The organism is Pseudomonas khorasanensis (genome assembly GCF_014268505.2).
Lineage (GTDB): Bacteria > Pseudomonadota > Gammaproteobacteria > Pseudomonadales > Pseudomonadaceae > Aquipseudomonas > Aquipseudomonas khorasanensis.
In genome coordinates, this window is sequence record NZ_JABWQP020000001.1 from 67296 (window position 1) to 91212 (window position 23917).

The 23917-nt window shown below is 59.7% G+C and carries 25 protein-coding genes and 1 tRNA gene; 19 read left to right on the top strand and 7 right to left on the bottom strand.

Annotated elements, in window-relative coordinates; translation table 11 throughout:
* Positions 1 to 15: 15 nt before the first annotated feature.
* Complete coding sequence (gene ygfZ, locus HU727_RS00345; RefSeq protein ID WP_186532212.1) at positions 16 to 957, bottom strand: CAF17-like 4Fe-4S cluster assembly/insertion protein YgfZ; 942 nt, start codon at positions 955 to 957, stop codon at positions 16 to 18.
* A gap of 150 nt (positions 958 to 1107) precedes the next feature.
* Here ygfZ and HU727_RS00350 point away from each other — a divergent pair, with 150 nt between their 5' ends.
* Positions 1108 to 1362 (top strand): FAD assembly factor SdhE, encoded by a 255-nt coding sequence (locus tag HU727_RS00350; protein ID WP_186532211.1) that lies wholly within the window; start codon positions 1108 to 1110, stop codon positions 1360 to 1362.
* Positions 1346 to 1798 carry a protein YgfX gene (locus HU727_RS00355; RefSeq protein ID WP_186532210.1) on the top strand — a complete coding sequence of 151 codons (453 nt, stop codon included), beginning with the start codon at positions 1346 to 1348 and terminating at the stop codon, positions 1796 to 1798. Before HU727_RS00350 ends, HU727_RS00355 begins: the two co-directional genes overlap by 17 nt.
* Here the strand turns inward: HU727_RS00355 and nadB are convergent.
* Complete coding sequence (gene nadB, locus HU727_RS00360; RefSeq protein WP_186532209.1) at positions 1767 to 3383, bottom strand: L-aspartate oxidase; 1617 nt, start codon at positions 3381 to 3383, stop codon at positions 1767 to 1769. The genes HU727_RS00355 and nadB overlap by 32 nt on opposite strands.
* 557 nt (positions 3384 to 3940) lie before the next feature.
* Here nadB and rpoE point away from each other — a divergent pair.
* The 4 genes from rpoE (at position 3941) to HU727_RS00380 (ending at position 7753) form a co-directional block, all read left to right on the top strand.
* A complete protein-coding gene (rpoE, locus tag HU727_RS00365) occupies positions 3941 to 4522 on the top strand; it encodes an RNA polymerase sigma factor RpoE/AlgU (RefSeq protein WP_003172477.1) in 582 nt (193 codons plus the stop codon).
* Between the two features lie 30 nt (positions 4523 to 4552).
* Entirely contained in the window at positions 4553 to 5140 is a 588-nt protein-coding gene (locus HU727_RS00370) for a sigma-E factor negative regulatory protein (RefSeq protein ID WP_186532208.1), read from the top strand.
* Positions 5141 to 5148: 8 nt separating this feature from the next.
* Positions 5149 to 6114 carry a MucB/RseB C-terminal domain-containing protein gene (locus tag HU727_RS00375; RefSeq protein ID WP_186532207.1) on the top strand — a complete coding sequence of 322 codons (966 nt, stop codon included), beginning with the start codon at positions 5149 to 5151 and terminating at the stop codon, positions 6112 to 6114.
* Positions 6115 to 6322: 208 nt separating this feature from the next.
* The gene (locus HU727_RS00380; protein ID WP_186532206.1) at positions 6323 to 7753 is read left to right on the top strand and encodes a DegQ family serine endoprotease; all 1431 of its coding nucleotides are present in this window, start codon (positions 6323 to 6325) and stop codon (positions 7751 to 7753) included.
* Between the two features lie 78 nt (positions 7754 to 7831).
* Here HU727_RS00380 and HU727_RS00385 read toward each other — a convergent pair whose 3' ends face one another.
* Positions 7832 to 9265, bottom strand: coding sequence for a M48 family metalloprotease (locus HU727_RS00385; RefSeq protein WP_186532205.1), 1434 nt, complete (start codon positions 9263 to 9265; stop codon positions 7832 to 7834).
* Positions 9266 to 9362: 97 nt separating this feature from the next.
* On the opposite strand from HU727_RS00385, the gene HU727_RS00390 reads away from it, so the two are divergent.
* Positions 9363 to 9605, top strand: a complete 243-nt coding sequence (locus HU727_RS00390) for a sulfurtransferase TusA family protein (protein WP_186532204.1) — start codon at positions 9363 to 9365, stop codon at positions 9603 to 9605.
* A gap of 32 nt (positions 9606 to 9637) precedes the next feature.
* A complete protein-coding gene (locus HU727_RS00395) occupies positions 9638 to 10708 on the top strand; it encodes an AI-2E family transporter (protein WP_186532203.1) in 1071 nt (356 codons plus the stop codon).
* A 118-nt stretch (positions 10709 to 10826) separates the two neighbouring features.
* Here the strand turns inward: HU727_RS00395 and HU727_RS00400 are convergent, their stop codons facing one another.
* Positions 10827 to 11300 (bottom strand): peroxiredoxin, encoded by a 474-nt coding sequence (locus tag HU727_RS00400; protein ID WP_186532202.1) that lies wholly within the window; start codon positions 11298 to 11300, stop codon positions 10827 to 10829.
* 10 nt (positions 11301 to 11310) lie between these two features.
* Positions 11311 to 11871 carry a glycine cleavage system transcriptional repressor gene (locus tag HU727_RS00405; protein WP_090282208.1) on the bottom strand — a complete coding sequence of 187 codons (561 nt, stop codon included), beginning with the start codon at positions 11869 to 11871 and terminating at the stop codon, positions 11311 to 11313.
* A 328-nt stretch (positions 11872 to 12199) separates the two neighbouring features.
* On the opposite strand from HU727_RS00405, the gene dapA reads away from it, so the two are divergent.
* The 8 genes from dapA to HU727_RS00445 all read left to right on the top strand — a co-directional run bounded on the left by dapA (position 12200) and on the right by HU727_RS00445 (position 19049).
* The gene (gene dapA, locus HU727_RS00410) at positions 12200 to 13078 is read left to right on the top strand and encodes a 4-hydroxy-tetrahydrodipicolinate synthase (protein ID WP_186532201.1); all 879 of its coding nucleotides are present in this window, start codon (positions 12200 to 12202) and stop codon (positions 13076 to 13078) included.
* Positions 13079 to 13095: 17 nt separating this feature from the next.
* On the top strand, positions 13096 to 14211 hold the full coding sequence (gene bamC, locus HU727_RS00415; protein ID WP_186532200.1) for an NlpB/DapX family lipoprotein: 1116 nt from the start codon (positions 13096 to 13098) through the stop codon (positions 14209 to 14211).
* A gap of 6 nt (positions 14212 to 14217) precedes the next feature.
* Entirely contained in the window at positions 14218 to 14979 is a 762-nt protein-coding gene (locus HU727_RS00420; protein ID WP_186532199.1) for an MBL fold metallo-hydrolase, read from the top strand.
* Positions 14980 to 15007: 28 nt separating this feature from the next.
* On the top strand, positions 15008 to 15721 hold the full coding sequence (gene purC, locus HU727_RS00425; protein WP_186532198.1) for a phosphoribosylaminoimidazolesuccinocarboxamide synthase: 714 nt from the start codon (positions 15008 to 15010) through the stop codon (positions 15719 to 15721).
* Between the two features lie 84 nt (positions 15722 to 15805).
* Positions 15806 to 15895, top strand: a tRNA-Ser gene (locus HU727_RS00430).
* A gap of 121 nt (positions 15896 to 16016) precedes the next feature.
* On the top strand, positions 16017 to 17372 hold the full coding sequence (gene chrA, locus HU727_RS00435) for a chromate efflux transporter (RefSeq protein ID WP_186532197.1): 1356 nt from the start codon (positions 16017 to 16019) through the stop codon (positions 17370 to 17372).
* Positions 17373 to 17568: 196 nt separating this feature from the next.
* Positions 17569 to 18453 (top strand): manganese catalase family protein, encoded by an 885-nt coding sequence (locus HU727_RS00440; RefSeq protein ID WP_186532196.1) that lies wholly within the window; start codon positions 17569 to 17571, stop codon positions 18451 to 18453.
* 86 nt (positions 18454 to 18539) lie between these two features.
* Entirely contained in the window at positions 18540 to 19049 is a 510-nt protein-coding gene (locus HU727_RS00445) for a ferritin-like domain-containing protein (RefSeq protein ID WP_186532195.1), read from the top strand.
* 48 nt (positions 19050 to 19097) lie between these two features.
* Here the strand turns inward: HU727_RS00445 and HU727_RS00450 are convergent, their stop codons facing one another.
* On the bottom strand, positions 19098 to 20087 hold the full coding sequence (locus HU727_RS00450; protein ID WP_186532194.1) for a ribonuclease Z: 990 nt from the start codon (positions 20085 to 20087) through the stop codon (positions 19098 to 19100).
* Positions 20088 to 20308: 221 nt separating this feature from the next.
* Here HU727_RS00450 and HU727_RS00455 point away from each other — a divergent pair, with 221 nt between their 5' ends.
* The 3 genes from HU727_RS00455 (at position 20309) to HU727_RS00465 (ending at position 23269) form a co-directional block, all read left to right on the top strand.
* A complete protein-coding gene (locus HU727_RS00455) occupies positions 20309 to 21889 on the top strand; it encodes a histidine kinase famiy protein (protein ID WP_264081964.1) in 1581 nt (526 codons plus the stop codon).
* A gap of 152 nt (positions 21890 to 22041) precedes the next feature.
* Positions 22042 to 22272 (top strand): hypothetical protein, encoded by a 231-nt coding sequence (locus HU727_RS00460; RefSeq protein ID WP_186532192.1) that lies wholly within the window; start codon positions 22042 to 22044, stop codon positions 22270 to 22272.
* A gap of 19 nt (positions 22273 to 22291) precedes the next feature.
* Positions 22292 to 23269: an SDR family oxidoreductase gene (locus HU727_RS00465; protein WP_186532191.1), complete on the top strand. Its 978-nt coding sequence runs from the start codon at positions 22292 to 22294 to the stop codon at positions 23267 to 23269.
* A 119-nt stretch (positions 23270 to 23388) separates the two neighbouring features.
* Here HU727_RS00465 and HU727_RS00470 read toward each other — a convergent pair whose 3' ends face one another.
* Positions 23389 to 23910, bottom strand: a complete 522-nt coding sequence (locus HU727_RS00470) for a DUF4142 domain-containing protein (RefSeq protein ID WP_186532190.1) — start codon at positions 23908 to 23910, stop codon at positions 23389 to 23391.
* Positions 23911 to 23917 lie beyond the last annotated feature (7 nt).

The following is a 23917-nucleotide window of genomic DNA, read 5'->3' on the forward strand; positions in this document are numbered from 1 at the left end:
GCAACAATGCTGCGATCAGCGCTGGATTTCGCGGTCGCGATCCAGTTCGTAGGGCAGGTCGAGCACGTGCAACGCGGGGCCTTCAGGGGCGCCCAGATGCAAATCGCCGGCTTCGGCAGCTTCGGCCTGCAACACGGCCAGGAGTTCAATGTTTCCTTCGCCATTGGCCGCGAGCACCACTTCGCCGATCGCACTGTTGTGACTCGGAGCGAACAGCGGCGTGCCGGGCTCAGGCAACTCGGCCGCGTTCAGGCTCAAGCGGTACAGGCGACGCTTGAGCTTGCCCAGGTATTGCATGCGCGCGACGATTTCCTGGCCGGTGTAGCAGCCTTTCTTGAAACTCACACCGCCAACGGCTTGAAGATTGAGCATTTGCGGGATGAACAGCTCGCGGGTGCTCGGCATGACCTGGCCGATGCCGGCGCGGATCTGGCCCAGCAGCCATTGGTTGAGTTGCGCCTCAGGCAGCGTTGTGGCCAGTTTGGCTTTGATCGCGTCAGCCTGCTCGGCGGGCGCCCAGAGTTCGGCGCGGTCGGGCGAGACGCGAATCGCGATCAGACCTTCGTGGCGCACGACACTGTCGGTTTCCACTGCCAGGTCCAGACCGAGGCTGGCAAGGGCGGCGTCGCCGTGCTCCAGGCCGAAGCGCACCCAGGCGGCGCTTTCATCGGTCAGTTTCGATTTGGAGAACACCGCGTATTTTTTCAGGTCCGCCAGCTGCGGCTCTAGCAACTCGCTGGCCATGGCCAGCACCACGCCGTCACCCTCGAGCAGGATGCGGAAGCTCGATTGCATCCGGCCTTTCTGCGTGCAGCGGGCGCCGAGGCTGGCGCGGGTGTCACTCAGGTAATTGATATTGCAGGTCAACTGGCCTTGCAGGAATTTTCCGGCGTCCGCACCGCGAACCGCGAGTACGCCTTCATGAGACAGGGTGCAGAAAAAAGCAGAATCGGCCATGGGTCATCGCAGGGTAAATAGACTGGGGCACATCATAAGGGCGCGTTGTTGAAATGGGTAGTTGATAAAGGATCAAGGGTGCCCGACCAAAGCCGACTGTGCGACCCGCCTCGGGGCTGTATACTTGCCGCCAATTTCGAGGAGGGCCTCATGGTCGAACAAGTTGAACTGAATCGCCTCTTTTGGCACAGCCGTCGCGGCATGCTTGAGCTTGACGTGTTGCTGGTGCCGTTCGTGCAGGAGGTTTACGCCACGCTGAATCAGGTGGACCGTGATCTGTATGTTCGCCTGCTCGAGTGCGAGGACCAGGACATGTTCGGCTGGTTCATGGAGCGCAGCGAATCCGAAGATCCGGAGCTGCAGCGCATGGTTCGCATGATTCTGGACCGTGTTCAGCCCAAGTAATACGTTCGAATGCCGCTGGCATGCCTCACGGCAGTTGCTGGCGGCGTATCTGTTGGCCCAGGCATTCGCTCTGGGCTCGATGTTTGTGCTGTCGATTCCGCTCTGGGCCAGTCTGCTCGGCGCTTGTGGCTGTCTCGTTCATGGGGCCTGGGCGTTGCCTCGCCAGATTCTGCTCATCCATCCCCACGCTTTTCGCGGCTTGCGGCGCGACGGCGATGGCTGGCAAGTCTGGAATCAGGCTCATGGCTGGCAATCCATGCAATTGCGGCCGGACAGCCTGGCGTTGCCATTGATCGTGGTGTTGCGCTTCCGGTTGCGTGGGGAGTGGCGGGTCAGGTCGATCTGCGTGCCACCGGACTCGCAGGCGGCGGATCTGCACCGGCGCCTGCGAGTGCGGCTCAAGTTCAGCCGGCGTAGGTGGGCGGCACCAGAATAGTGTCGAGCGCCTCGGGCAGCAGGTCGGGGTAGTCGAGGGTGTAATGCAGCCCGCGGCTTTCCTTGCGCTCCATGGCCGAACTGATCATCAACTCGGCGACTTGCGCCAGGTTGCGCAGCTCGATCAGGTCACGACTGACTTTATAGTTGCTGTAGAACTCGTCGATCTCGTCCAGCAGCAGGCGCACCCGGTGCTGCGCCCGCTGCAGGCGCTTGTTGGTGCGCACGATGCCGACGTAGTCCCACATGAACCGACGCAGCTCATCCCAGTTGTGCGCAATGATCACGTCCTCGTCGGAATCGGTCACCTGGCTGGCGTCCCAGGCGGGCAGGGCGCTCGGCGCTGCGACATCGTCCAGCTGCGCGAGAATGTCCGCGGCTGCCGAGCGCGCATAGACGAAACACTCCAGCAGCGAGTTGCTGGCCATGCGGTTGGCGCCGTGCAGACCGGTGAAGCTGGTTTCGCCAATCGCATAAAGCCCCGGCACATCGGTGCGGCCGTTCTGATCGACCATGACGCCACCGCAAGTGTAATGCGCGGCGGGGACGACGGGGATCGGCTGTCGGGTAATGTCGATGCCGAAGCCCAGGCAGCGTTCATAAACAGTGGGGAAGTGACTTTTGACGAACGATTCGGGCTTGTGACTGATGTCGAGGTAGACGCAGTCGACCCCCAGACGCTTCATTTCATGGTCGATGGCTCGGGCGACGATGTCCCGTGGCGCTAATTCTGCGCGCTTGTCGAAGCGGTGCATGAAGCGCTCGCCATTGGGCAGCTTCAAATGCGCGCCCTCGCCGCGCAGGGCTTCGGTGATCAGGAAACTCTTGGCTTGCGGATGGTACAGGCAGGTCGGGTGAAACTGGTTGAACTCCAGGTTCGCCACCCGGCAGCCCGAACGCCAGGCCATGGCGATGCCGTCACCGCAGGCTCCGTCGGGGTTGCTGGTATAAAGGTAGACCTTGGCCGCCCCGCCAGAAGCGAGAATCACAAAGCGTGCGCCGTAGGTGTCGACTTCGCCGCTGGCGCGGTTCAACACGTAGGCGCCCAGGCAGCGATCGCCTTCCAGGCCCAGACGCCGTTCGGTAATCAGGTCGACAGCCACTCGCTGTTCCAGCAGTTCGATGTTCGAACGCTCTTTGGCCTGGGCCAGCAGGGTTTTGAAAATGGCAGCGCCCGTGGCATCGGCTGCGTGGATGATGCGTCGATGGCTGTGGCCGCCTTCACGGGTGAGGTGAAACTCAAAGCCGCCGTCTTCGGTGCCAGACTGCTCGTCACGGGTGAACGGCACGCCTTGATCGATCAGCCACTGGATGGCTTCGCGGCTGTGCTCGACGGTGAAACGCACCGCGTCTTCGTGGCACAAGCCGCCGCCTGCGTTGAGCGTGTCGTCGACGTGAGATTCGATAGTGTCGGTGTCATCGAGCACGGCGGCGACGCCACCCTGAGCCCAAAAAGTCGAACCGTTGGCGAGATCGCCTTTGCTCAATACGGCAATGCGCAAATGACCGGGCAAGGTCAGTGCGAGACTCAGACCGGCAGCACCGCTGCCGATGACCAGAACATCGTGTTGGAACTGTTGGCTCATTTCAGGATTCCGCTCAAAGCGACCCGGGTCGGGGTTGGCGCAAGACAGCTTGATCGGCGAGTCGAGACAGCCACACAGCCCACTAGTATATAGAGGGGTTGGGCGGCACAATAGCCGGGCCCAGATGGCATTGTGAGACTACTGCGTCGTAAAAAGCGCTGTGCTTCGTCGGAAGTTTTCTTCTCAGGTTTCAGGAATACGCACCTGTATCGGCGCTGAAACAGACTTTTCTGACCCAGGTTCAACAATGTCAGGTGGGTACGCCTATAAATAATTGGAACTTTTGCCAAAGGCCCAAGATCAATAGACGGTGCCAGAAACCACGGACAGTGTCGGCTTCAGTGCGGAATCTTCGGTTGGATTCCTGCCGGCGAAACCGATAACAAGACTATTCGCGCAGCCGGTTTATCCCGCGCTGCGTTTTTCGTGCGTGCCAAATCAGAGCCCGCAGGAAACTTGCTTGGAGGGGGAGAACTTTTGCGAAAAGCCCGAGTCTATGTTTGCAAGTCTGGTCGTTTAGTAATGCAAGTCTCCTCCGGGCTTATCGAGGAGTGTTCATGCTAACCCAGGAAGAGGATCAGCAGCTGGTCGAGCGCGTACAGCGTGGCGACAAGCGAGCTTTCGATCTGCTGGTGCTGAAATATCAGCACAAAATTCTCGGGTTGATCGTGCGTTTTGTGCACGACACCCATGAAGCCCAGGACGTTGCTCAGGAAGCCTTTATCAAGGCGTATCGAGCACTTGGAAATTTTCGCGGTGACAGTGCGTTTTATACGTGGCTCTACCGTATTGCCATTAACACGGCAAAGAACTACCTGGTTTCCCGCGGCCGTCGGCCGCCGGATAGCGATGTAAGTTCCGAGGATGCAGAGTTCTACGATGGCGATCACGGCCTCAAGGATCTCGAATCACCAGAACGTGCATTGCTGCGGGATGAGATCGAAGGCACTGTCCATCGGACCATCCAGCAACTGCCAGAGGATTTGCGTACGGCTTTAACTTTACGTGAATTCGATGGTCTGAGTTACGAGGACATTGCGAGCGTCATGCAGTGTCCGGTGGGTACCGTGCGCTCCCGGATTTTCCGCGCTCGGGAGGCCATCGATAAAGCCCTGCAACCGTTGTTGCAGGAAAACTGAGACAGCGGCGACAGCCAAGAGAGGAACGCCATGAGTCGTGAAGCCCTGCAGGAATCGCTGTCCGCAGTGATGGATAACGAAGCGGACGAACTGGAATTGCGTCGGGTGCTCAGCGCACTGGATGATGTTGATACCCGTGAGACCTGGGCTCGTTACCAGATCGCTCGGGCAGCCATGCACAAGGATCTGCTGCTTCCGCGTCTGGATATCGCTGCGGCAGTGTCTGCTGCGCTGGAAGACGAAACGGCCCCGGCCAAAGTATCCCGTAGCCCATGGCGCAATCTGGGTCGCCTCGCTGTTGCCGCTTCGGTAACCGTTGCCGTTCTGGCCGGTGTTCGCCTGTACAACCAGGACGAAATCGCCGGTGTTGAACTGGCGCAGCAGTCGAACCAGCCTACACTTGCCACTCCACAGGTCAAAGGCCCGGCGGTTCTGGCAGGCTACAGCGAAAGCTCGGAAGCGACCGGCCCGATGGCCAATGGCGTTCTGCAAGGTCAGCCAGGCTGGCATGATCAGCGTCTGCCAGGTTACCTGCGTCAGCATGCGCAGGAAGCGGCTCTGAAAGGCACCGAAAGCGCGCTGCCATACGCACGTGCTGCAAGTCTGGAAAACCGTTAAGGAGGATCATGCGCGCCATCCCTCTACTTTCGCTTCTGCTCAGTGGCTGGTTCATTGTTCCAGCCCACGCTGACGAGGCCCAGGACTGGTTGACCCGTCTGGGCCAGGCCGAGCAGCAGCAAAGCTTCAACGGCACTTTCGTTTACGAGCGCAACGGCAGTTTTTCCACGCATAACATCTGGCATCGCGTCCAGAATGGTCAGGTCCGCGAGCGGCTGTTGCAGCTCGATGGCTCGGCTCAGGAAGTCGTGCGCATTGATGGGCGAACTCAATGCGTCAGCGGCACCCTGGTTGCAGGGCTGGGGGATTCTCCCAGTGCTGCTGCGCGTGCGCTGGACCCCAAAAAACTCAAGAACTGGTACGACCTTGCCGTCGTTGGGAAGTCGCGCGTAGCGGGTCGTGATGCGGTGATCGTGTCGCTGACTCCTCGCGATCAGCACCGTTACGGTTTCGAACTGCATCTGGACAAGAAAACCGGGCTACCGCTCAAGTCGTTGCTGCTCAACGATAAAGGGCAGTTACTCGAGCGCTTCCAGTTCACCAGTCTCGACACCGACGAAATTCCTCCGGACAACGAACTGTTGGCAGGCGCCGATTGCAAGCCGATTACGGTCGGCAATGACAAGGCCTCTGCAGCGAAAACCGTTCAGAACTGGCATTCAGACTGGCTCCCTCCGGGCTTCGAGCTGACCAGCAGCAGTTCGCACAAAGATTCGCAGACCAAGACGCAGGTCAACAGCCTGATGTATGACGACGGTCTGGCGCGTTTCTCGGTGTTTCTCGAACCGCTGAATGGCGCGACGGTCACTGATACCCGCACGCAGCTTGGACCGACCGTTGCGGTTTCCCGTCGCCTCACCACGCCGCAAGGTGAAATGATGGTAACGGTGGTGGGTGAAATCCCGATTGGCACCGCCGAACGAATCGCTCTATCGATGCGTAATAGCGATGGCGCTGCGACCAGCAAGCAGTGAGCTGATTTCAGTCATTTCCACTTCGTCGCCGAGACGTCGAAATGTTTGCTGAGCATTTTCATTTGCAAATCCCCTGAAAATTTTTTATAGGTCACAGCCTCACGGCTCTGGCCTTGTTTGTTGTTCCCGGAACAAAAAATGCCGGTCTGTGGTTTCCGGTGTTCCTTGCTCCATATCGCTTAACCCTGCTCGTCGTAACGGGAGCTGTATGTCGATACCTAGTTTGAAGTCTTATCTTTCCATCTTCGCCACCGTGCTGTTGCTCGGTCAGGCGGTTCCTGCTGCGCAAGCGGCCGATCTGCCTGATTTCACCCAACTGGTTGAGCAAGCCTCGCCAGCGGTGGTGAACATCAGTACCACGCAGAAACTGCCGGACCGTCGAGTGAACCAGCAGATGCCGGACCTGGAAGGCCTGCCACCGATGCTGCGTGAATTCTTCGAGCGCGGCATGCCGCCTCAGCAGCGCTCGCCGCGTGATGGTCGCCAGCGTGAAGCGCAATCGCTGGGCTCGGGGTTTATCATTTCTCCTGATGGCTACATCCTCACCAACAACCACGTGATTGCCGATGCGGACGAAATTCTCGTCCGTCTGGCGGATCGCAGTGAGATGAAAGCCAAGCTGGTCGGCACCGACCCGCGCTCCGACGTGGCGTTGCTGAAAATTGAAGGCAAGGATCTGCCAGTGCTCAAACTCGGCAAATCTCAGGATCTGAAGGCCGGCCAGTGGGTCGTGGCGATCGGTTCGCCATTTGGCTTCGACCACACGGTGACCCAAGGCATCGTCAGCGCCGTGGGTCGTAGCCTGCCGAACGAAAACTATGTGCCGTTCATCCAGACCGACGTGCCGATCAACCCGGGTAACTCTGGTGGCCCGCTGTTCAACCTGAACGGTGAGGTGGTCGGCATCAACTCACAGATCTACACCCGTTCCGGTGGCTTCATGGGCGTGTCGTTTGCGATCCCGATCGACGTGGCGATGGACGTTTCCAACCAGCTCAAGAGCGGTGGCAAAGTCAGCCGTGGCTGGTTGGGCGTAGTCATCCAGGAAGTGAACAAGGACCTCGCCGAGTCATTCGGACTGGACAAGCCGGCCGGTGCGCTGGTAGCGCAGATCCAGGATGACGGTCCTGCCGCGAAGGGCGGCCTGCAGGTCGGTGACGTGATCCTCAGCATGAACGGTCAACCGATCGTCATGTCCGCTGACCTGCCACATCTGGTCGGCGCGCTGAAGGCTGGCGCCAAGGCCAATCTGGAAGTCATTCGTGAAGGCAAGCGCAAGAATGTAGAGCTGACCGTTGGCGCGATCCCGGATGAAGACAAGGAACTGGCAGGTCTGCCGAAATCCGGCGCTGAGAGCAGCAGCAATCGTCTCGGTGTGGCGGTCGGCGAACTGACGGCGGAGCAGAAGAAAGCCTACGACCTCAAAGGAGGCGTGGTGATCAAGGAAGTGCAGGACGGTCCTGCAGCGCTGATTGGTCTGCAGCCGGGTGACGTAATCACCCACCTGAACAACCAGGCCATCGGCTCTGCCAAGGAGTTCACCGACATCGCCAAGGCGCTGCCGAAGAACCGTTCGGTGTCGATGCGCGTGCTGCGTCAGGGCCGTGCCAGCTTCATCACCTTCAAGCTGGCCGAATAAGCCAGCGGCAAGGTAAAAAAACCGCCTCGAAAGAGGCGGTTTTTTTGTGCCTGAAGCTTTGGTCTTGCCGAGAACAAGTCAGCCCATCATGTCTTTGACCATGCGTTCCTGCTCCATCAGTTCGCGCTGACGCGCATCGATTCGCGAAGACAGCGGGAAGTTGTTGCCGGCCTTGCGCTTGGCGAAATCCAGTTGCTGGATCGCCTGACGGTAATCGCCCACCAGCGCAAAGTACTCGGCGCGCGCCTGATGCAGGCCGATGATGTTGCCCGACAGACCGCGGGTTTCGGCGACCTGATACCAGACGTCCGGATCATCCGGTCGTGACTTGAGCAAGCTGTCCAGTGCCTTCTCGGCATCGGCGGCACGATTCTGTTTCAGCAGAAGATCGACGCGCACCTGATTCAGCGGATAGTTGCCCGGATATTGCGACAGCATCCGGTCCACTCGTGACTGCGCATCAGGCAGGCGATTATTGGTGATGTCCAGGTCGACCTGAGCGAGGTTATAGATGATCTCGTTCGGTGACCTGGCCAGCAATTGTTTGAGATTCTCGCGCGCTTCGTTCAACTGGCCGCCCTTGATCTGGGCGATGGCCAGGCCATAGCGCGCCACATCGTTTTTCGGGTTCTCGTCGAGCAAGGCGCGGAAGCGCTTGGCGCCTAGCCCCGGGGTTTCCTCGTAGATCAGCTGCACCCGCGCCCGAATCAGCTGATAGCGCATGCTGTCTTCGATGCCGCCCGGTTTCGCCTGCTCGGCGCGGTTGCGGGTGTCGGCGATACGCGATTCGGTGACCGGGTGAGTCAGCAGGAATTCCGGTGGCTTGGCGTCGAAGCGGTATTGGCGCATCAGGCGTTCGAACATGGTTGGCATCGAACGCGGGTCGTAACCGGCCTTTTCCAGATTGAGGATGCCGATGCGGTCGGCTTCCTGTTCGTTCTGTCGCGAGAAGCGTCGTTGCTCTTGCAGCGCCGCTGCCTGGGTGCCCGCGATGGTGGCGATACCGGCGTCGCCGCCACCTGCTGCAGCGATGACGATGCCGGCCAGTAGCGCGGCCATCATTGGCACCTGCATGCGTTGCGAGGCTTCCACTCCGCGGGCAAAGTGGCGTTGCGACAAGTGCGCCAACTCGTGCGCCAATACGGAAGCGTACTCGCCCTCGGTCTGGGCGTTGAGGAACAAGCCGCCGTTGACCCCGACCACGCCGCCTGGTGCCGCAAAGGCGTTGAGCTGCGGGCTGTTGATCAGAATGAATTCGAGGCGTCGGTCGGAGACCTGACTGGTCTCGACCAGCTTGTACACGCTCGATTCGACGTAATCCTTGAGCTGCGGATCGTTGAGCTGGGAAACCTGACTGCGCAGCATGGCCAGCCAGGCGCGACCGAGCTGGTATTCCTGTTGTGGCGAGACAATGGCAGAACTGGCGTCGCCGAGTGACGGCAGATCGTCGGCAAAGCCTGGTGAGGCGAGCAGGCAAGCGAGCGTCAGCAGGGTAGGGCGCAGAAAAGTCATGCACAAAGCCTTAGAAGACAAAGACCTTACTGTAGCCGGACACCGAAGCTGCGACCAGATATTCTAGGCAGCTCGACAACCCGAACTGGAGTGACGCATGACCGACGCTGCTGTAGCCCATGACGTGGAACTGGATGCCAGTGGCCTGAACTGTCCTCTGCCGTTGCTCAAGGCAAAAATGGAACTCAATAAACTGCAGAGCGGCGCCGTGCTCAAGGTCATCGCCACGGATGCAGGCTCGCAACGCGACTTCCGTACCTTTGCCAAGCTGGCCGGTCACGCGCTGTTGCGTGAAGAGGACGAGGCTGGCGTCTACCGTTACTGGTTGAAAAAAGCCTGAATCGACCGCGTTAAAAATCGAAGGGATTATTGATGTTCAAAGTGTTACGCGATTGGATTCAGCGCTACTTCTCCGATGAAGAAGCCGTGGTGCTGGCGGTGCTGCTGTTTCTCGCCTTTACCGCCGTGCTCACCCTGGGGGGAATGCTCGCGCCAGTATTGGCGGGCATGGTGCTGGCGTATCTGATGCAGGGTCTGGTGGTGACTCTGGAGCGATTGCGCGTGCCGGGTGGCGTGGCGGTGGGCTTGGTGTTTGCCCTGTTCATGGGCGTCCTGACGCTGTTTATCGTCGTGGTGCTGCCGCTGCTCTGGCATCAATTGATCACGCTGTTCAATGAACTGCCGGGCATGCTCGCCAAGTGGCAATCGCTGCTGCTGCTATTGCCGGAACGTTACCCGCATCTGGTGTCTGACGAACAAGTGCTGCAAGCCATCGAAGCGGCGCGGGGCGAGATCGGCAAGTTTGGCCAGTGGGCGCTGACCTTCTCATTGTCGAGCTTGCCGCTGCTGGTGAACATCATGATTTATCTGGTGCTGGTGCCGATCCTGGTGTTCTTCTTCCTCAAGGATCGGGCGATGATCGGCGAGTGGGTGCGCGGGTATTTGCCCCGCGAGCGCGCGCTGATCACCCGCGTCGCCCAGGAAATGAACCGGCAGATCGCCAATTACATTCGTGGCAAAGGTATCGAGATCGTCATTTGCGGCGGCGTGACCTACATCGCGTTCATCGCCTTGGGCCTGAACTACGCAGCACTGTTGGCGCTGCTGGTCGGACTGTCGGTGGTGGTGCCGTATGTTGGTGCCGTGGTGGTGACGGTGCCGGTGCTGCTGATCGCACTGTTCCAGTGGGGCTGGAGTGACCAGTTCATCTATCTGATGGCTGTCTACGGAATCATTCAGACACTGGACGGCAACGTGCTGGTGCCACTGTTGTTCTCGGAGGCGGTCAATCTGCACCCGGTGGCGATCATCTGCGCGGTGTTGCTGTTTGGCGGCCTGTGGGGATTCTGGGGCGTGTTCTTTGCGATCCCGCTGGCGACCCTGTTCAAGGCAGTGCTGGATGCGTGGCCACGCAAGGAGCCGGCGGTAGCGCCGCTGCTTTAGCGGTTGATCCGGTTTTGTAGAGAAGCTATTCGCGAGCAGGCTCGCTCCCACAGTTGATTGCATTCCAATGTGGGAGCGAGCCTGCTCGCGAAGGCGTATTTAACTACACGCAAAAACATCAGGCCTTATTCAAAGCCTCAGCCGCCGCCAGCACAGCATCAACATGCCCCGGCACTTTCACGCCACGCCATTCCTGACGCAGCACGCCGTCCTTGTCAATCAGGAAAGTGCTGCGATCCACGCCCAGGTATTCCTTGCCATACAGCTTCTTAAACTTGATCACGTCGAACAACTGGCAGACCGCTTCGTCCTTGTCGCTGATCAGCTCGAAAGGGAATGCCTGCTTGGCTTTGAAGTTCTCGTGGGACTTGAGGCTGTCGCGTGAAATCCCGAGCACTTCGGTATTGGCTGCCTGGAATGCCGCGTACTGGTCGCGAAAGCCCTGACCCTGAGTGGTGCAGCCCGGCGTGCTGTCCTTCGGATAAAAATAAATCACCACTTGCTTACCCTTCAGGGCAGACAGACTGAAGGTCTGCCCGCTGGTGGCAGGGGCTTCGAAATCTGCAACCGGTTGGTCGATGACGACGGCCATTAAAGCTTCCTTACATTGGGTTTTGTGGGCGCCAGGGTTCGATCAGTGCGTCCAGGTTCATCGCATCCGAAAAATCCAGGAACTGATCACGCAGCCAACTGATCTGGGTGCCGGCCGGCAGGGTCACGGTGAATGTGGCGTTGAGCATGGTGCCGCCGGTCTGCGGAGCCTGATAGGTATCGCAGGTCAGGTTTTCCAGCTCGACGTTGTGATCCATGAAGAACTGGCACAGCTCATTGATAATGTCCGGGCGATACGCCGAACTGACGTAAGCCACATAGGGCAACGCCTGCGGGCGATTTTCCAAAGGTGCGCTGCGCACCACATTGACGGTGAAGGCGTGTTTTTTCGCCAGCCCAGGCAGGCTGCCTTCCAGTCGGGCGAGGGCGTCCCAGCTGCCGGAGATCTCGAGGACCAGCGCGCTGCACTCGCCGTGGCGGGTCAGGCGGGAGGTGACCACGGCGCAGCGGTTTTCATGGCTGGCGCGGCACAGGACGTTAGTCAGCTCCATGGGGTTGGCGCCGAGGGCACTGATGACAAGGAATTGTTCGCGAACTGTGGGGGTGGACATGCAGCATTCCTAAAGCGATGAGCGGTCGGTAGGTTGACGGGCATGGTGGCCGGGGAATGCCTGTTCTGGCGTTCCGTATGAAGAGCCCCGGTCAGCGCTCGCGGCTCGCTCCACTGTGCGGGAGCGCGTCGGTGCGACGCAGGAACGGGGCCTGGGAGGCCGAAAAGGGAGGCTGAAACCCGGCGTACACGCTGATCTGTACCGATCAAAGTCTGAAGGGTAGCGAAAAGCGACGCCAAGGGGAATGGCGGCGGCGCAGTACTTCGCTTGTGCAAGCATCTTGGCGCCAGTACCATTACCGCTCTCTTTTTCCGGCAGGAGCGGTTTCATGATTGCGGGCAGTATGGTGGCACTGGTCACTCCCATGGATGCACAAGGGCGTCTTGACTGGGACAGCCTCAGCAAACTCGTGGACTTCCACCTCAAGAATGGCACCCATGCCATCGTCGCCGTTGGCACCACCGGCGAGTCGGCAACCCTTGATGTAGAAGAGCACATCGCCGTCATTAAAGCCGTGGTCAAACAGGTTGCCGGGCGCATTCCGGTCATCGCCGGCACCGGGGCCAACTCCACCCGCGAAGCCGTCGAGCTGACCCGCAACGCCAAGGCCGCCGGCGCCGATGCCTGCCTGCTGGTGGTGCCTTATTACAACAAGCCGACCCAGGAGGGTCTGTACCAGCACTTCAAGCACATCGCTGAAGCGGTCGACATTCCCCAGATTCTCTACAACGTTCCCGGCCGCACTTCCTGCGACATGCAGGCCGAGACCGTGATTCGCCTGTCCACCGTGCCGAACATCATCGGCATCAAGGAAGCCACCGGCGACCTCAAGCGTGCCAAAGCGATCATCGATGGCGTGAGCAAGGATTTCATCGTGTTGTCCGGCGATGATCCGACCGCGGTCGAGCTGATTCTACTGGGCGGCAAAGGCAACATCTCCGTCACCGCCAACGTCGCGCCGCGTGAAATGGCCGATCTGTGCGAGGCCGCGCTCAAGGGCGACGCCGACACCGCACGGGCGATCAACGAAAAACTGATGCCGCTGCACAAAGACCTGTTCATCGAAGCCAACCCGATTCCGGTGAAGTGGGCTCTGGTCGAAATGGGCCTGATGCACGAAGGCATCCGCCTGCCACTGACCTGGCTGAGCACACCTTGTCACGAAACGCTTCGCTTGGCCCTGCGCCAGTGCAGCGTCCTGGTTTAACTGAGGAAATACACCGCATGAAGCGAATGGCCGGACTTTCCGCACTTGCCTTGATTATCTCCAGCACCAGTGGCTGCGGATGGGTCTGGGGGCCGGAAGGTTATTTCCGCGACCGTGGAAGCGATTACCTGCAGGCGCAACAAACTGCACCGATGCAATTGCCACCGGATGTAAACACCTCCAAGCGTCTCGATCCGCTGTTGCCGATCCCGCGCAACGTGGCTGATGACACCGCCTCGGGCGAATACATTGTTCCGCGTCCTCAGCCTTTGTCGGCGGTTGCCGATGCCAGCGATTACTCGCTGCAGAAGAGCGGTGATTCGCGCTGGGTCGTGGCGCAGCATCCGCCGGCCGAAGTCTGGCCAGTGGCGTTGCAATTCTTCCAGGACAACGGTTTCCGTCTGGATGAGCAGCGTCCACAGACCGGCGAATTCACCACTACCTGGCAGCACTCCGACGAGCTGTCCGCCTCGATGGCCAAGCGTCTGAGTTCGGCCGGTATCGCCAGCGACAGCGAAACCCGCGTGCGCGTGCGCATCGAGCCGGGCGTGCAGCGCAACACCAGTGAAATCTACGTAGTCAGCGCCGAACGGCCTGCCGGCAGCACTGCCGACGTGGCCTTCACCAACCGTTCGGTCAACACTGGCCTGGACGCTGCGCTGGTCGACGACATGCTCGCGAGCATGAGCCGCACTGCCGAGAAGGGCGGTTCGGTGTCGATGCTGGCGTCGCGTGATTTCGACGCGCCGAGCCGCGTCAGCCTCAGCGAAGACGGCAGCGGCAACCCGGTGTTGAACGTCGGTACCGATCTGGACCGTGCCTGGTCGAGCGTCGGCCGTGCGCTGGAACAAGGCGAATGGCGCGTTGAAGACATCAACCGTAGCCTGGGCCTGTACTACATCAACCTGGCTGAAAAAGCCGAGAAGAAAGACGACAAGCCTGGCTTCTTCAGCAGCCTGTTTGGCAGCGCGCCGAGCAAGGAAGAAGTCGAAGCCCGCGCCGAGCGTTATCAGGTTCGCCTGAGCAAGGTGGGCGAGAACATCCAGGTCACCGTCGAGAAAAACATCAACACCGTCGCGCCGGCCGATGTCGCGCGTAAAGTGCTGAGCGTGATTCAGGACAACCTGGGCTGATCCGATATGCGTTTTGCCGTTCTCGGCAGCGGTAGCCAAGGGAACGGCACGCTGATCGCCAGTGCTGATACGTATGTGCTGGTGGATTGTGGTTTTTCCCTGCGGGAAACCGAAAAACGCCTGTTGCGCCTCGGGGTTCACCCGGCGCAACTGAGCGCGATACTCGTAACCCACGAACATGCCGACCACGTGCATGGCGTGGGTTTACTGTCTCGGCGCTACAATCTGCCGGTCTACCTCAGCCGCGGCACACTGCGCGGGATGCGCAAACCGATTGAACCCGCAGGCTTTCTGGCCGGTGGCGAGCAACTGCAGATTGGCTCTCTGAGCATCGGGGTCATTGCCGTGTCCCATGATGCGCAGGAACCGACCCAGTACGTATTCAGCGACATCGAACAGCGGCGCTTCGGCCTGCTGACCGACCTGGGTTCCTACTGCGAGCGGGTGCTGGATGGCTATCGTGACCTCGATGCGTTGATGATCGAGTCTAACCATTGCCGCGACATGCTGGCCCGTGGTCACTACCCCTACTTTCTCAAGCAGCGGGTGGGCGGCGAGCTGGGACATTTGAACAACCATCAGGCGGCTTTCCTGGTGGCCGAGTTGGGCTGGCAGGGTTTGCAACACCTGGTATTGGCCCATCTGAGCAGCAAGAACAACATGCCGCAGCTGGCCCGGCAATGTTTTGTCGACACCCTCGGGTGCGACCCGGACTGGCTGCAACTGGCCGATCAAGATTCAGGGCTCGACTGGCGCCACATCGCCTAGCCCACCTACTTAGCAAGCGGAGCCCATCATGGAAAAACGTGAAGAACTCTACCGCGGCAAAGCCAAATCGGTTTACAAGACCGACGACGCTGACCGCTTGATCCTGCTGTTTCGCAACGACACCTCGGCGTTCGACGGCAAGCGCATCGAACAGCTCGACCGCAAGGGCATGGTGAACAACAAGTTCAACGCCTTCATCATGCAGAAACTCGAAGCGGCCGGCATCCCGACCCAATTCGACAAACTGCTGGGCGACAACGAGTGCCTGGTGAAGAAGCTCGACATGATCCCGGTCGAATGCGTCGTGCGTAACTACGCGGCCGGCAGCCTGGTCAAGCGCCTGGGCGTCGAGGAGGGCATGAAGCTCAACCCGTACACCTTCGAGCTGTTCCTGAAGGACGACGCCAAGGGCGACCCGTTCATCAACGAATCCCACGTCGTGGCATTTGGCTGGGGCACTGCCGAGCAACTGGTTCGCATGAAAGAACTGTCGCTCAAGGTCAACGAAGTCCTGAGCAAACTGTTCGACGACGCCGGCCTGCTGCTGGTCGATTTCAAACTTGAATTCGGCGTGTTCAGCGACGGCTCCATCGTCCTCGGCGACGAGTTCAGCCCGGACGGCTGCCGTCTGTGGGACAAGGACACCATGAAGAAGATGGACAAGGATCGCTTCCGCCAGGGCCTCGGTGACGTCATCGAAGCCTACGAAGAAGTCGCCAAGCGTCTGGGCGTACCGCTTTAATCGACGCAAGCATCTGATAGCACGGAAAAAATTTCGCTTGGGGGGTTCGCAACCCGCGAAAGTGTTGTTATGATGCGCGCCGTTGGAGAGATGCCAGAGTGGCCGAATGGGACGGATTCGAAATCCGTTGTACCTTCACCGGTACCTAGGGTTCGAATCCCTATCTCTCCGCCATTATTGAACAAGACAAAGCCCCCGTAATCGTTACTGATTACGGGGGCTTTTTCGTTTCTGGCGTTTTGTTCGTCGTGCTTTTCGGGTACAACCTGCCGACTGCACATAAAGGAACAGCGTGATGGGTGACGTTCAGCCGTTGGAATCAGATGAGGGGCTGAGGCCGCAAGCGGTCAGTCTGCGCGAGGCGTTCTGGTTTTGGCTCAAGCTGGGCTTTATCAGTTTCGGGGGGCCGGCCGGGCAGATTTCGATCATGCACCAAGAGCTGGTCGAGCGGCGGCGCTGGATTTCCGAGCGACGGTTTCTGCATGCGCTGAACTACTGCATGTTGCTGCCGGGCCCTGAGGCCCAGCAGTTGGCGACCTATATTGGCTGGCTCATGCATCGAAGCTGGGGCGGGGTGATTGCCGGGGCGCTGTTTGTACTGCCTTCGTTATTCATCCTGATTTTCCTTTCGTGGCTGTACATCGCTTTCGGTGAAGTGCCTGTGGTGGCGGGTCTGTTTTACGGGATCAAGCCGGCGGTGACGGCCATCGTTGTGCAGGCGGCCCATCGCATCGGCTCGCGAGCACTGAAGAACAATTGGCTGTGGGTGATCGCGGCGGCGTCATTTACGGCGATCTTTGCATTCAACGTGCCGTTCCCGTTGATCGTGTTGGGTGCGGCAGTGATTGGCTATTTCGGCGGTCGTCTGGCGCCCGAGAAATTCAGGGCTGGCGGCCACAGCGCGGCAAAGAAGTCTTTCGGCCCGGCGTTGATCGATGACGATACGCCGTCTCCGCCGCATGCCCGCTTCAGTTGGATGAAACTGGCGTTGCTCGCCCTGATCGGTGCCGCGCTCTGGGCGCTTCCCATGGCGGCGTTGACCGCTCTGTTTGGGTGGCAGGGCACGCTGACGCAGATGGGCTGGTTCTTCACCAAGGCCGCTTTGCTGACCTTTGGCGGAGCGTACGCTGTGCTTCCTTATGTCTACCAGGGCGCGGTCGGCCACTACGGCTGGCTGACACCGACGCAGATGATCGACGGGCTGGCGCTCGGCGAAACCACGCCCGGGCCGCTGATCATGGTGGTGGCGTTTGTCGGTTTTGTCGGGGCTTACGTCTCGCAGGTGTTCGGTGCGGATCAGGTGTTTCTCGCCGGGGCGGTCGCCGCTGCGCTTGTAACGTGGTTTACCTTTTTGCCGTCATTCCTGTTCATCCTTGCGGGCGGTCCGCTGGTGGAATCGACCCACGATGAAATCAAATTCACCGCACCGCTGACCGCCATCACCGCCGCCGTGGTTGGCGTGATCCTTAATCTGGCGTGTTTCTTTGGTTATCACGTGCTCTGGCCGCAGGGCTTCAGCGCCAGCCTGGATTGGCCTTCGGCCCTGATCGCCATTACAGCGGCGATTGCACTGTTTCGCTTCAAGCGCGGGGTTATTCAGGTGTTGCTGGGCTGCGCACTGGTCGGATTGGTGGTGCATCTGCTGCGTTAGAAACCACACCGTCCAAGGCAACCCAATCTGGGGAAATGGCCGTACAAAGCGGCCGTTTCGCTTGTTGGCCCGGTTCAAACCATTTGTCCTGTTCCTTAAAACTTTTTGAAATTTCTCCAAAGACAACGCTTCACAAAAGGGTAGGCAGGCTGTTAACCCACAACTTGCCACGTCTATCCGCCTGAGGAGATTTGTCATGTTTTTACATAACAAGCGACTTCAATACACCGTTCGTGTGGCTGAGCCCAATCCTGGTCTGGCCAATCTGTTGCTGGAGCAATTCGGCGGCGCGCACGGTGAACTGGCTGCTGCCCAGCGCTATTTCACCCAAGCTCTGTCCGAGGATGATCCAGGACGCAAAGATCTGCTGATGGACATTGCCACCGAAGAGCTCAGTCACCTTGAGGTCATTGGCTCAATCATCGTCATGCTCAACAAGGGCGCCAAGGGGCGGATGGCGGAAGGCGTCGAGCAGGAAGGCGAGTTGTATCGCTCACTCAATGGCGCCGGCAATGATTCGCACATCACCAGCCTGCTGTACGGTGCCGGTTCGCCGCTGACCAATTCGGCTGGCGTGCCATGGACCGCGGCTTACATCGATACCATTGGCGAACCCACCGCCGACATGCGTTCCAACATCGCTGCCGAAGCACGCGCCAAGATCGTGTACGAACGCTTGATGAACGTGACTGATGATCCGGGCGTGAAAGAAGCGCTGGGGTTTCTAATGACCCGCGAGATCGCTCACCAGTTGTCTTTCGAAAAAGCCCTGCACTCGATTCAACCAAACTTCCCACAAGGCAAGCTGCCAGGCATGCCTGAGTTCACCAACGTCTACTTCAACATGTCGCAAGGCACCGAAAGCATGCGCGGCCCGTGGAATCAGGGTGATGAATGGGAGTTTGTCGAAAACCCCGGCCCAGCGGTCGACGGCGGCGACGGTCTGGCCACCGTGCAATTGGACAGCGCCGACGAAGCGCTGCTGGAAAACATGAAAATGCGCACGATGTCCGACCCAAACAGCGATCCGGTCACCGGTGCGGATCTGGGCTCCGGCGCTCAGCTCAAACCAGAGCTGTAACACGCAAGCCCCGATGCCGGGCGCGCCCAACACCAGCGGCGCGTCGCGGCTGATTACTGTGAACTCATCAAGAAGAGGATTCGACAATGGCTACTCCACAGGAAAACCTGCTCGACTGGTTGCGTGACGCCCACGCCATGGAGCAACAGGCCGAGCAGATGCTCAAGGCGCAATCCAAGCGTCTGGAGCACTATCCACAGCTCAAGGCGCGGATTGACCAGCACATCGAAGAAACCCTCGGCCAGCAGAAACTGATCGATGAATGCCTGCAACGCCTGGGGGGCGATTCATCGACGATGAAGGACCTGGGCGGCAAGTTGATGGCGTTCGGTCAGGCCGTTGGCGGGTCCTTGATGAGCGACGAGGTGATCAAGGGCGCCATGTCCGGTTACGTCTTCGAAAACATGGAAATCGCCAGCTACACCGTGCTGATCGCAGCAGCCAAGGCGGCGGGGGATACCCAGACGCAAAAAGCCTGCGAGTCGATTTTGCCGCAGGAAGTGGCCATGGCTGAATGGCTGCTTCAGCATCTGCCGCAACTGACCGAGGCGTTCCTGGTACGCTCGGCGGATCCGGATAAAGAAGCCAAGAAATAACACGGCCCACCAGCGTCCGTCCGCCAGCCGGGCGGACGCGGTATCGCTCTACGGGACGGCAGTCAGTGTTTTTCGCTCGATCGCCACGGGTTGCAAATGACCTGAGCGATCGAAGTGATAGCGCTGCAGATCCCGCGCAAGAATCAACTGGCCGTGATAAAGCGCAGCCGCCTCGCTGCGGACATCTTCTATCGACGGGCTCAGCGCCGGGTTGGCCTGATAGCGCGCGCTGAAATGCGTCAGCACCAGGTTACGAACACCGACGGCTTCGGCGAAACCGGCGACGGCGGCGGCGCTACTGTGGCCGTAATTGGCCCGGATGTGATCGATAGCCGCTTGCACAAATGTCGCTTCGTGCACGAGCACATCGGCCCCTTGTGCCACGTCCGCCAGCAGTGCCGGGTGATCGTTATCGCCACAGACAATAATGCGTCGATCCGGACGCGCCTTGAGCAGGTAATCCCGCGCACGCAGCCAGCGGCCGGCATAGTGCACATCCTGTCCATGGGCCAGTTGGCCCCACAGCGGCCCGCGCTCAATGCCTTCGGCGTCCAGTCGCTGCACGTCCAGACGTGGTTCAGGGTCGGACTCGGTGAACACATAACCATGACACGGCACACGGTGCGACAGCTCGACGGTTTGCACCTGAACGTTGACGTTGCCCCATCCAGTGAATGTTTCCACGGCATGCAGATTGATCTCGAACGGCAGATGCGAGTGCGTCACCGCCAGGCTCAGCGTCAGCCAGGGATGCAAGGCTGTCGGCAGGATGATGTCCAGCGGCCGCGTGCGCCCGGACATACCTGTACTCGCCAGCAAGCCCGGCAGGCCCAGGCAGTGGTCGGCGTGTACATGGGTGATGAATATCGCCCGCAGCTCGCTCAGCGACAGAGGTGTGCGCAGCACCTGATGTTGCGTGCCTTCACCGCAATCAATCAAATACCAGCCTTTGCCGCACGCCTCGATCAAGGCAGTCGCGCTGACATTGCGCTGGCGGGTCGGCACGCCTGCAGAGGTGCCAAGAAACAACAGGTCCACGGTGATTCCCCCTTACGGTCCGGATTTGTAAGCGCAGGCTGACGAACGGTGACAGCCGTGTGCAGCGGATCTCTGTGTGCTTTCGACAGTCAAGGTCGCGGTTCGGATCAATGAATGTTTTACGGCATTGGTCACAGATCTGCCCTCTGCGCGTGCGGCCTTGGCACTCCGGGCGATGAAGACGGTCTCAGCGAAACGGGATGTCCTTAACGGAGGTTCACTTGCCAAGAAAATCGAAGCCGATCGTCGACAGCGCCGATGTGGCCGTCATTTCACAGAACCGCAAAGATCTGTTCTTCGCGGCGGTGCAGGTCAGCCGTATGGCCATGATCGTGACTGACCCTGCGCAGGCCGATAACCCTATCGTGTTTGCCAACAATGCGTTTCTTGAACTCACTGGCTATGAGCTGGAAGAAGTCATCGGGCGCAACTGCAGGCTCCTGCAGGGTGAGCAAACCGACCCCGACGCATTGCAGCAGATCAAGCAAGCGCTGACAAACCAGCACGAAACCTGCGTGGAAGTGATCAACTATCGCAAGGACGGCTCATCGTTCTGGAACGAAGTGTTTATCGCGCCGTTATTCAATGAACGCGGGCAACTTGTCTATTTCTTTGCCTCGCAAATGGACGTCAGCCGCCGTCGCGATGCCGAGGACGGCTTGCGCTACACCGAAAACATGGAAGCGCTGGGTCAGTTGACCGGCGGCATTGCGCATGATTTCAACAATCTGCTGCAGGTGATGATCGGCTACATCGAGCTGATCCAGCACACCGCCAAGCGGCCGAACGCCGATCCGCAACGCATCGTGGTCGGCGCCGGGCACGCTCGGGCGGCGGCGGAAAAAGCGCGCCTGCTGACACAGCACTTGCTCGCTTTTTCGCGACGGCAGCGGCTGGAAGGGCGGGTCATCAATCTCAATGCACTGCTGGAGCGATCGACGCTGCCTTCGCAGGAGTCCCCTGATCTGGAGCCGCGATTCGAACTGGCCGACGATCTGTGGAATTGCCGCCTCGACCCGGTACACGCCGAAATGGCGCTGAATCATTTGCTGTCAAACGCCCGGGACGCGCTGGCGCATCACCCGCAGCCAGCGATTATCGTGCAGACCCGCAACGTCGAAGTCCCGAGCGCGACGGATTCGCACCAGGCCGGGCTGGCTGCGGGGCGCTACGTGTGTATCGCCATCGCCGACAATGGCGCGGGCATTGCCGCCCAACATCTTGAAAAAGTGATGGAGCCGTTCTTCACGACCAAAGAGGAGGGTAACGGCGCCGGCCTCGGGCTCTCGATGGTTTACGGGTTCGTCAAACAATCCGGGGGCACCGTCCGAATCGAATCCACACCGGGGCTCGGCACCACCGTGCGCTTGTTCTTTCCTGCCGACGACAATCAATTATGGGAATCAGGGGCGCCGTCAGGCTCGGAAAAGCTCAGGGGCACGGAACGTATTCTGATCGTTGAGGATCGTGCCGAAGTCGCTGAGCTGGCCCGGTTGGTGTTGTCCGATCATGGCTACCGAACGGAAACGGCCGCGGACGCGGCCCAGGCGCTGGCAATGCTGGACAGCGGCGACTACGAGTTGGTGTTCACCGATCTGGTCATGCCGGGCGAGATGGATGGACTGGCGCTGGCGCGGGAAATCAGCAAGCGCTACCCGTCCATGCAGATATTGCTGACAACAGGGTATTGCGAGGATAAATCGCAGCGCAATGAACTGGCTGATAACGAGTTCGAATTGATCGCCAAGCCCTACGCGCCGATTGATCTGCTGCGCAAACTGCGCTCGCTGCTCGATCGTTGAAACACCGCCAATGGCCTGACGGTGCCATCGATGGCGCAACGGTCAATGGGGAACGGTCGGGGTTAAAAAAACGAACTGTTGCCGCGCCGTGGACGTCCATCCTTAAGACGGCTTGACCAATGGCAAGCGCAGATCCCCAGGAGGCGTGTGCAATGAGCGATTATCCAATGGATGAAACCGATACCGATCACCGCAACCGGCAGTTCGCCCAGGCTCTGGGGCTGGACGCCTATGAGGTCGAGCTGTGGGTCAGCGCGATTGAAGAAGATGGCAGCGGCATGGGCTATGTCGTGCATTTCTCCAGCGAGACGCCGGTTGATGTGCTGGCCAAGGTGCAAGGCCTGGGCGAGGACCTGATGATCAATATTGGGCCAATCGACTGACCGTCAGGGAGGACGCGCCATGCAGGAACAACCGTTGGTGGTGATTTCCGGTGCCAGCGCCGGCGTAGGTCGCGCGGTGGCCCATCGCTTCGCCGCTGGCGGCTATCGAATCGGTCTGCTGGCGCGCGATCCGGCAGGACTGGCCGCCACGCAACAGGAGCTGCAGGCGTATGGCGTGCAGGTCAGCAGCGTCAGCGTCGATGTCGCCGATGCGCTCGCCGTGCAGGAGGCCGCTGAGCAACTGGAAGCCACGCTCGGGCCGCTGGCGATCTGGATCAATGCGGCCATGGTCACGGTGCTCTCGCCGATAGAACACTTGTCGGCCGCAGAGATCGAGCGCGTTACGCAGGTGACCTATCTGGGCACGGTTCACGGCACATTGGCAGCGTTGTCGTTGATGCGCCCGCGCAACAAGGGGCTGATCATTCAAGTGGGTTCGGCATTGTCGTATCGCGCCATTCCGCTGCAGGCGGCGTATTGCGCGGCGAAGTTCGCAGTGCGGGGTTTCACCGATTCATTACGCTGCGAATTGCTCCATGACCACAGCCGCATCCGGGTGTGCATGGTGCAACTGCCCGCCATGAACACGCCGCAGTTTGACTGGGCGCGCAACAAACTGCCCAAGCGCCCGCAACCGGTGCCGCCGATCCATGATCCGGATGTCGCGGCGCGGGCGATTTTCAGCGTGGTCAAACATCCACCCCGTGAGTTGTGGCTCGGTGGGGCGACGATCAAGGCGATTGTCGGCCAGTCGGTCATGCCGGGTTTGCTTGACCGGTTGATGGCCCGCGCGGCGTGGAAGGGGCAGCAGACCGATGAACCTGAAGACAACCAACACCCGGACAACCTGTTCGAACCGCAGCCGTCCCTGCACCAGACACGCGGTCGCTTCGTCGGGCGATCGCGCGATTCAGCGCTGGCGTTGACTTCGACTCAGGTGACGGCGGTTTCGGCAGTAATCGCCGTGCTTGTCGCCGTAGTTCTTCTACAATTTTGAGCCTCTACGGCGAAACCATCGATAGCCGAAACCGGCCAAGATCAGGGTGTCGAGGTCGGCGAGACTGCCGAACAATGGGTTTCATGGGCTCTCCTTGAACCGTTTTCTGCGAACTCGATCTAGGGCTCGGGTGCGGTCAGTGCGCCGGCTGAAGGCTTGAGTTTTTCCTGAAGGTCCCGGGCTTTTTTTGCCTGTTTCTCGATACCCGGCAAGTCAGATTGGGCGAAGGCCTTGAGCTGCGGATTTTGCGATGACATGGCTTCTTTCTTGAACAGCATCAGCCTTTGCTCGAGGGTTTCGGCCTGGCTGTCGATGTAAATGCGGTCGAAGGATTCGTCCCTTGATTCAAGGCGCAGCTGCCTGGCTTTCGATGCCGTCGACGGCTCGCCGGGAACCGCCATACGCTGGCTTTGCGCCAATTGCCTCAACTGTTTATCGAAACGTTCGTGGTCGGCGATCATCTGCTTGGCAAAGTCTCTGACCTCGGGCAAGGCGCTCTTTTCCAGCGCGATGCGTGCGCTGTTGTTCTGGAACAGGCTCTGCTGGGCCGCTTCTTCGATGAAGGCGTCGATTGTTTCCGCGTTGCCCGGCTGGGTGCCCAGCGCCAGGATTGCGAGGCAAATCGCGGCAAGTGATTTCATGGCGAAT